7 protein-coding genes and 1 pseudogene are annotated in these 8,355 nt (G+C 61.6%); all 8 read right to left on the reverse strand.

What is annotated here, in order from left to right; genetic code table 11:
- Positions 1–229: 229 nt before the first annotated feature.
- Positions 230–1,252, reverse strand: a pseudogene (locus VF672_RS24530) (methyl-accepting chemotaxis protein); the annotation flags it as partial.
- A gap of 786 nt (positions 1,253–2,038) precedes the next feature.
- Positions 2,039–2,443: a TraR/DksA family transcriptional regulator gene (locus VF672_RS04855; protein ID WP_331102029.1), complete on the reverse strand. Its 405-nt coding sequence runs from the start codon at positions 2,441–2,443 to the stop codon at positions 2,039–2,041.
- A gap of 344 nt (positions 2,444–2,787) precedes the next feature.
- The gene (locus tag VF672_RS04860; protein WP_331102039.1) at positions 2,788–3,810 is read right to left on the reverse strand and encodes an ABC transporter permease; all 1,023 of its coding nucleotides are present in this window, start codon (positions 3,808–3,810) and stop codon (positions 2,788–2,790) included.
- A 140-nt stretch (positions 3,811–3,950) separates the two neighbouring features.
- Positions 3,951–5,513 carry a sugar ABC transporter ATP-binding protein gene (locus tag VF672_RS04865; protein WP_331102031.1) on the reverse strand — a complete coding sequence of 521 codons (1,563 nt, stop codon included), beginning with the start codon at positions 5,511–5,513 and terminating at the stop codon, positions 3,951–3,953.
- Between the two features lie 85 nt (positions 5,514–5,598).
- On the reverse strand, positions 5,599–6,525 hold the full coding sequence (locus VF672_RS04870) for a sugar ABC transporter substrate-binding protein (RefSeq protein ID WP_331102033.1): 927 nt from the start codon (positions 6,523–6,525) through the stop codon (positions 5,599–5,601).
- A 67-nt stretch (positions 6,526–6,592) separates the two neighbouring features.
- The gene (locus VF672_RS04875) at positions 6,593–6,835 is read right to left on the reverse strand and encodes a hypothetical protein (protein ID WP_331102035.1); all 243 of its coding nucleotides are present in this window, start codon (positions 6,833–6,835) and stop codon (positions 6,593–6,595) included.
- 322 nt (positions 6,836–7,157) lie between these two features.
- Positions 7,158–8,177 (reverse strand): Gfo/Idh/MocA family protein, encoded by a 1,020-nt coding sequence (locus VF672_RS04880; protein ID WP_331102036.1) that lies wholly within the window; start codon positions 8,175–8,177, stop codon positions 7,158–7,160.
- A partial coding sequence (locus tag VF672_RS04885; RefSeq protein ID WP_331102037.1) for a hypothetical protein occupies positions 8,174–8,355 on the reverse strand: 182 nt, incomplete at its 5' end. The genes VF672_RS04885 and VF672_RS04880, both read right to left, overlap by 4 nt.

Raw genomic sequence — 8,355 nt, forward strand, 5'->3', positions numbered from 1 at the left:
TCCGAACAGGCATTTACATATTCGGACATAGACCCACAGGATGGTCGTAGTTAACGTCTCGTCAACGGCTTGAACTGCACTTCAGACAGGTCCTACTTCAATATCGGAAGGGTCGCTAATTCAACAACCTGAATCTGACGATCCGCGCCCCCGCACGTGTCGGCAAGCCTCAAATTGCAAGCTGCAAGCTGGCTGCACCGCTCTTCGCTTGAAGCTTGCCGCTTAACGCCTAGCGCTTCTCAGGCTTGTAGCCCAGGCGCAGACCGCCCCAATGCCGGCCTTTAACGACGATGGGCACGGACAGGTCGTGCATCAGTTCGCCAGTGTCGCGGGTGTAGGTCTGCAACAGCACCGCTTGCTGATGACTGCCACAGCGAATGCCGGTGCGGTCGTCGAATTTGCGCTTGGTGCGGTTGTTCACCGCATCGACCGCCGTGTCACCCGTCAACGGCCGGCTGAACACCTGATTGTGCGTCGGCACATAGCCCTGTTGCGTGCAGGCGATGGCGAAAACCAAGCCTTCATGGCGCGTCAGCAGCGGCTCTTGAATGGCCGGCAGCGTTTGATCGGCGTAGCGGTCGAAGCGTGTCTGGTACTTGGCCGGCGAGGTGTTGGCGATGGGTTGATAGGTGCGGTCGAAGAGGTCCGTCAGGCTGACCCTGCCCTGGTCGATGTCCTGCTCGAACTTTGCCGCGATCTGGCTCGCGCCTTCCCGAGCAAGGTCATAGATACGCTGGTGGTAGTCATCGAGGCCCACCTGGGCAAGCCGTTCACTGATGGTTTCCGCCTGTTCTTCCATCTGCAGCGCCGATTGCGCCAGACGCCGGGTCTGGTCATCACTGATGGCCAGGTCGCTGCGCATTTGCTCCACGGCGACGAACAAGCTGCTCAGCTGCGCCTGGTTGGTCTCGGCGCCCCGCGCGATTTCGCCCACCTGTTGCTCCACGCCCACGGCCAGTTGGGCGATGCTCGCCAACTGCTGCCCGGTGGACTCAACCTGGGCCACGCCGCCGCTCAAGTCCCCCGACAACTGACGAATCTGTTCGACCACCTGACGGGTGCGCTGCTGGATGTCAGCCACCATCTCCCCGACCTCGCCGGTGGCTGCCGCCGTGCGCCCTGCCAGCCCGCGCACTTCATCGGCGACCACGGCGAAACCACGGCCATGTTCCCCGGCGCGCGCAGCTTCGATGGCGGCGTTCAGGGCGAGCAGATTGGTCTGGCTGGCGATGGATTGGATGACCGCCGTGACACGCTGGATGTCTTCGCTGCGCTGGCTGAGCGCTTCGATGAGTTCACGGCTGTTGTCGGCCCGTATGCTCAACTGGTGCATCAGGCCAATGGAGGCGTTGAGTACGCTCAGCCCCTCGCCGCTGCTCTCCCGCGCCTGGATGGCGGCCGCGAGCGCTTGCTGGCTCAGGGTCGAGGTGGCGCGCTCGGTGGCGATCATCACGTCGGCGCTGCTGACGATCTGCTCGGCCGCGTTGACTTGAGATTGCAGCTTGCCTGCCAGTTGCCTGACGGAAAACGCCACGGCCGCCGCGGACAGCGCGTTATGGCTGGTGCTTCGGGACAAATCGCGGGTCAGGTGCGTCATGCCGTCTTCGCCCTGTGCCGTTACTGCAACCGGCGCGTGGCGCGCCAACAGCCGCGGTAACCACAGCAGCGCCAGCGCGACGGGCAGGCTTGCGTAAACCGGCACATTGCCCCAGGCCATCGCCGCGAACAGCAGGCACAGCCCAAGGCTCTGCAGCGCGGGCGTCAGCCAGCGCGAACCGGTAACGACCGGCCTGTCGGCGGACGCGTGTGCGGGGTGGGAGGGTGTTAGTGCGTGGTGAGCTTTCGCATCCATGTCCGGGACCTGCCCTGCTTTCATTATTGTGAAAGCATTAAACGCCCAAATAGCGGCCATGCGCCATGAGCCATTGGTGGCAGTCGGTCGGAAATGTGCGGTGCAGAGGGTGTCACAGGATCAGCGCAAAGACGCTGCGCGGTGAAGCGGCTCGACCGCCCGTTGCGGGCGGTCGAACCCGATGGATCACGCCTGACGCTGGTGGCGGTCGATCTGCTCGTGGCGTTCTTGAGCTTCGATGCAGTACTTGGTGGTCGGGCTGATCAGCAGGCGCTTGAGGCCAATTGGCTCGCCGCTGTCTTCGCACCAGCCAAAGGTGTCGTCAGCGATGCGGCTCAGGGCCATTTCCAGCTGCGGCAGCATGCGTTGGTCGCGGTCAATTACGTTCACCAGCCAGTGGCGCTCTTCTTCCACGGAAGCGGCGTCGGCAGGGTCAGCCGGGGAGTCCAAGCTCTCGATAGCGATACGGCTCTGCTCGATGCGCGCGTGGATTTCGACTTTCATGGCTTGCAACAGGTCGACGAAGAACGCGTGCTGCTCGGCGTTCATGTAGTCATCGGCCGGCATCGCCAGCAACTTTTCCTTGGTCATTGATTTCTCTATAAAAAAACGTGCATTAAGGCGATCTCAAAGGTGCGCCTCAACCTGGCATTAAACGCGCCGTAGTCTCGAAGCGCCGCTTGGCACTCAATTTACGAGGGGCGGCAGTCTAAGGCCGGGTTCGGTACTCGGCAACATAATTGATCAGGATTCGTCCAACAAGGGCCTGGATACCCGGTGGCATCGGGTCGCGCCGGGGTTTGATCGCACACTCACCCTGCCCGGGCGTCCTCGAAACGAGGCAGATGGTGTCTGACCGGCCGTTGCGTCATCGGTTCAACGGTTGAAAAACGAAAGGGCCTGAGATCAGGCCCTTTCGGTCATACCCTTTCGGCTCAGCGCTTGAGCTTGCGCTTGTTGCGGTACTGATCGATGACCACGGCGGCGACGATGATCAGGCCCTTGATGATGTCCTGCACATAAGCGTCGACGCCCACGAAGGTAAACCCGCTGGCCATGACGCCCAGAATCAGCGCGCCGATGACGGTGCCAGTGATGCGACCAACGCCACCGGCCAGGCTGGTGCCGCCGATCACCGCAGCAGCGATGGCATCCAGCTCATAGGAAACGCCCATGCCGGCCTGCCCCGTGGCCGCCCGTGCCGAAGCGACTACGCCGGCCAGCCCTGCCAGCAGACCGGCGATGCTGTAGACGATCACCAGATGACGCTTGACGTTGATCCCCGACGTGCGCGCCGCCTGCATGTTGCCGCCGATGGCGTAGGTGTATTTGCCGTACTTGGTGTAACGCAGGGCGATGTGAAAGATCACCGCGACCACCAGAAAGATGATCACCGGCATGGCGCCCTGGCCGATCGCAGTGTAGGAATCGTTGAGCATGCTCACCGGCTGACCGCCGGTGTAATAGCGCGCCAGGCCACGGGCCGAGACCATCATGCCCAGGGTCGCGATGAACGGCGGGATACCGGTGATGGCGATGATGCTGCCGTTGATCGCACCGGCCAGCAGCCCCACCCCGAGCCCGGCCACCACCGGCGCCCACACCGGCAGATCGGTGAGCGACGGGAACACCGCCCGGGTGTAATCCGATGATTGCGCCAGGCTGGCGGCGATCATTGCCGACAGCGCCAGCACCGAGCCCGATGACAAATCGATGCCGGTGGTGATGATCACTTGGGTCACGCCGATGGCCAGCAGGCCGATGATCGACACCTGCAGAATCATCAGTACCAGCCGCTGGGAGTTCATCAGAAAGCTCTGATCGCGGACGATCCAGCCGAACAGCTCGAAAATCAGGCCAATGCCGATCAGCACCAGAAAGATGCTTAGTTCGGTGGGCAGCCGGCGTTTGTGCTTGCGAGGCGCCAGCGCGGGTTTGTTTTCCAGCATCGCGTTCATCTTCATGTGTGCCTCTTGTTCTTGTTCGACCCGATACGGGCTTTGGGCAGTGCTCGGACCGGAGCTTCAGCAGCCAGGGATTCATTCAACGGTGCTTCAGTAAAGGGTGCTTCAGTAAGGGTACTTCGGTGAAACCGGGCTCAGTGGACAGGGTTTCCGGAAGCGAGGTGCATGACCCGCTCCTGGGTGGCGTCGGCGCGGTCAAGGGTGCCCATCATTTCCCCTTCGTGCATGACCATGACCCGATCGCTCATGCCCAGCACCTCCGGCAGCTCGGACGAAATCATGATCACCGCCATGCCCTCGCTGGCGAGCAGGGAAATGAGGCGGTATATCTCGGCCTTGGCGCCGACGTCGATGCCCCGGGTGGGCTCATCAAGAATCAACACGCGCGGATGGGTCATCAACCAGCGCGCCAGCAGGGCCTTCTGTTGATTGCCGCCGGACAGCGTGTCGATGCACTGCTCCAGCGATGGCGTCTTCACCCGCAGCTTCTTGCACATGTCTTCGCAGAGCGCGCGCAGGGCTTTTTGATGCACAAAGCCATTGCCGGCGTACTGCGGAAGCACGGCCATTTCCATGTTTTCCAGCACCGACAGGCACGGAAACAGGCCGCTGAGCTTGCGGTCCTCGGTCAGCAGCGCGAAGCCTTTCTCGATGGCAAAGTGCGGGTCGCTGACGCGAATCGGCGTGCCGTCGAGGCGAATTTCGCCGCGCGTGCTCGGGGTAATGCCGAAGATCGTCTCGGCGACATTGGTGCGCCCCGAGCCCATCAGGCCGGCAATGCCCAGCACTTCGCCGACATGCAGATCGAAGGAGACGCCTTCAAACACGCCGTCCAGTGCCAGATCACGCACCGACAATAACAACTTGCCCTGGGGCAGATCGCGCTCGGGAAACAGCTGGGTGAGTTCGCGCCCGACCATCATGGAAATCAGGCTGTCGCCGTCCATGCTGTCGGCCCGCTGCAGCCCGATGTAGGCGCCGTCGCGGAACACCGCCACCTCGTCGGCGATGGCGAACACTTCATTCATCTTGTGGGTGATGTAGATGATGCCCTTACCCTTGGCGCGCAGATCAGCAATGATCGAAAACAGGTGAGCCACTTCCTTTTCGGTAATGGCGGAGGTCGGCTCATCCATGATCAACACGTCTGAGTCGTAGGAAACGGCCTTGGCGATCTCGACCATCTGCCGTTCGGCGATGCTCAGGTTGCCGACCTGTTCTTCCGGATCGAGGTTGATGCGCAGGCGCTCGAGCAATTTTGCGGTGCAGCGGTGCATCGCGCGGTGATCGACCATGTGCAGACCGTTGAGCTGTTCACGACCGATCCAGATGTTTTCGGCGATGCTCATGTGCGGCATCAGGTTCAGTTCCTGATGGATCATCGCGATGCCCGATTGCAAAGCGGCCAACGGCGACTGGAACACCACCGGTTTGCCGCGCAAGCGAATTTCACCGGTGTCGGGCTGGTAAATGCCGGCGATGATTTTCATCAGCGTGGACTTGCCCGCGCCGTTCTCGCCCATGAGCGCCAGCACGGTGCCGGGCCGCACGCGCAGTTGCACGTTGTCCAGCGCCACCACCCCGGGGAAGCCCTTGCTGATGTTGGTAATTTCCAGCAGATAAGGGTGTTCGGCGTCGCTCGCCATCCCGGAAGCGGACGGGTGAGTTGATGCCGAAGCGGTTGCGGAAGCGAACATGGTCACAGGCTCCTCGAGAGACAGGGACGGCAGAGGCACAGCGGTGCGGTGCTCTGCCGGGTATCGGTCGTGATGAGGCGAGCGTTTACTTGAAGGTGCCGACGTTGTCCGGCGTGATCAGCTTGAACGGGATCACGATGGCTTGTTCAGGCAGGGCTTCCTTCTTCGCCAGCTTCACGGCCGCATCGATGGCGCCCTCGCCCTGACCTTTGGCGTCCTGAAACACCGAGACGGTCAAGTCGCCTTTCTTCACGGCGCTCAGGCCGTCCGGGGTGCCGTCGACACCCGCGACAAACACCTCGCCTTTCTTGCCCGCCCGCTTCAGGGCCATGGCCGCGCCGATGGCCATTTCATCGTTGTTGGAAATGACCGCTTTGAAGTCACCGCCCTGGGTCAGCCAGTCATTGGTCACGTCCATGCCCTTCTGGCGCTGCCAGGCCCCGGTCTGCTCTTGGGTGACCTTGATGTTGGGGTAGTTTTTCAGGACCTCTTTGACGCCTGCCGTGCGGTCCCGTGTCGAGTTGTTCGCCAGCTCGCCCAGCAGAATCACAACGTTGCCTTTGCCGTCCATCTTCTTGGCCAGGTATTCCATCTGCATGCGCCCGGCTTCCTTGTCGTCCGAGGTCACAGAGGCGACGCCTGCGGGCAGCTTGGGGTCATCCGGGCGGCGATTGACGTAAACCAGCGGGATGCCGGCGGCCGTCGCGATCTTGGTGATGCGGTTGGTCGCTTCGGTGTCGACCGGGTTGACGATCAGTGCGTCGACTTTCTTGCCGATCAGCTCCTGCACCTGGTCGAGCTGTTTGTTCACGTCATTGCGGCCATCGACAAACTGCAGATCAACACCGCCCATGGCTTTGACTTTTTTGTCCATGTCTTCGCGCATGTAGGTCAGGTAGGTGTCATCGAACTGCGACATGGCGACGCCGATTTTCAGGTCGGCTGCCAGGGCAGCGCCGCTGCCGAGCATCAAGGCGAGGGCGAGCGAGGTGAAACGGAGCTGGGTATTCATGAACGGTCTTTCTCCAGATTATTGTTGTTGTAATGACAGGGGTAACGACTGCTGGAGGTGCTGACAATCAGTGCGCGGGGGAAGACGTTGTGGCTTGAAGGTGCGCCACCGAACCGCCCGACGCGCCGCACACCATGACGCCGCGGCTTTCAACGCAGAGCACGTGGGCGATGGTTTCCAGCGCCGATTCCAGAGCCGGGGCGGCTCTGCGCATCTGCCGGGAAGCTGCACGGGAAATAAGATGAGAAATGGCGGGAAGCGCGAGGAAGAAGGGACGGCAAGCCTTGGCGGCTGATCTGAAGATGTTCATTGGCGGTACCTGTCTGCGATTGGCTTTCTTGTTTTTGTGTCGCTCGTTCAGCCTGCTGCCGGGGTTTCCGGCATCAGGTGCTGACGGCGAATCGGCAACCTGGAAATGACTCTATTGGAAAATAATTTCTACTTCAACCGCTTTTAGAATTAATTTCTATTTTGATATTTGTTACCTGAACCCATTTATCAGGGGCGTTACCCGATCCCTTGCAGGAACCGGCTTGCTGGCGAATGCGGGGTGTCATTAACGGTTTCGGATGCCCGTACATCAATGGTTCGCCAGCAAGCCAGCGCCTACAGATCGAGATCCGTTCGGACTCTCACAGCATCACCACCCTGCCCTCCATCGCACTTGTCCTCGCGGCGTCCAGCACTTGGGCCGAAGCCACCGCCTCGTTGGCGTCCACCGGATTACGTCCCCGGTTGATCACCGCATCCTGCAGCTGCCGGTAAAACTCGCTCCAGCATCCCCGCTCGGACGGGACCCGCTCCCGCTGCTCGCCCTGTTCGAACCAGCCCCAGCGCCGGTGCTCTTCCACGCCCCAGCGTTCGCCTTCGGACCTGGGCGACAACCCGGCCAATGCTGCGGCTTCCTGTCCGTCGAGGCCATCAACGGTATAGCAGCCTTGGGAGCCGTTGACCCGAAATCGCGGACCTTGGGCGTTTTGCAGGCAGTTGCCCCAGAGGTGCGAGACCACCCCGTTGGCATGGGTCAGTGAAATGAAAAACCCGTGATCGACGTTCTGTTCAGCAGTGGCAAACTCAAGCTCGGCGTACACCCGCTTGACCGGGCCGAACAGCAACAACGCCTGATCGACCAAGTGGCTACCGAGGTCCCGCAGAATGCCGCCGCCGCTCTCTTTGCCGACGGACGAAGGCGAATAGCGTTCGACCCGGGATTCGAAGCGGCTGATGGGCCCCAGCACGCCCTGATCGATCAGTTTGCGCACGGTCAGGAAATCCGAGTCCCAGCGCCGGTTCTGGTACACGCTCAACAGCACGCCCCGTCGTTCGGCGGCATCCACCAGTGCCTGGGCCGCCTGGGCATCCGGGGCAAACGGCTTGTCGCTCACGACCGGAACGCCGAGTTCAATGGCTTCCATGATCAACGCGCGCCGGGACGCCAGCGGTGTCGAGATCACCACCGCGTCGACACCGGCAACCACCAGATCGGCCAGGCTGTCGAACGCCGGGACCTTGGGGTAATCGTTGTGCAGGTCCTGACGGCGTTCCGGCGAACGGGTGACCACGCCGGCAAACGTCACGCCTGCCAGGCTGGCGATCAGCGGCGCGTGGAAGTAGCGCCCGCCTTTGCCGTAGCCGATAAGTCCGATTTTCATAGTTCGCTCCATTTCGCGGCTTTACGCAATCCCTTGTAGGAGCCGGCTTGCTGGCGAACGCGGTGGGTCAGCTGCAGAGATGTTGACCGATCCAACGTATTCGCCAGCAAGCCGGCTCCCACAGTGAAGGTGCTTCTCAATACTGACGGGCCTTGGCCAACGCCGCTGTTTGCCGCTC

Origin of the sequence: Pseudomonas sp., assembly GCF_036387035.1 — a bacterium.
Taxonomy (GTDB): domain Bacteria; phylum Pseudomonadota; class Gammaproteobacteria; order Pseudomonadales; family Pseudomonadaceae; genus Aquipseudomonas.

Coding starts and splice junctions, on each gene's coding strand:
- VF672_RS04855 (WP_331102029.1), bottom strand. CDS start 2,443: ATGACCAAGGAAAAGTTGCTGGCGATGCCGGCCGATGACTACATGAAC.
- VF672_RS04875 (WP_331102035.1), bottom strand. CDS start 6,835: ATGAACATCTTCAGATCAGCCGCCAAGGCTTGCCGTCCCTTCTTCCTC.
- VF672_RS04865 (WP_331102031.1), bottom strand. CDS start 5,513: ATGTTCGCTTCCGCAACCGCTTCGGCATCAACTCACCCGTCCGCTTCC.
- VF672_RS04860 (WP_331102039.1), bottom strand. CDS start 3,810: ATGAACGCGATGCTGGAAAACAAACCCGCGCTGGCGCCTCGCAAGCAC.
- VF672_RS04880 (WP_331102036.1), bottom strand. CDS start 8,177: ATGAAAATCGGACTTATCGGCTACGGCAAAGGCGGGCGCTACTTCCAC.
- VF672_RS04870 (WP_331102033.1), bottom strand. CDS start 6,525: ATGAATACCCAGCTCCGTTTCACCTCGCTCGCCCTCGCCTTGATGCTC.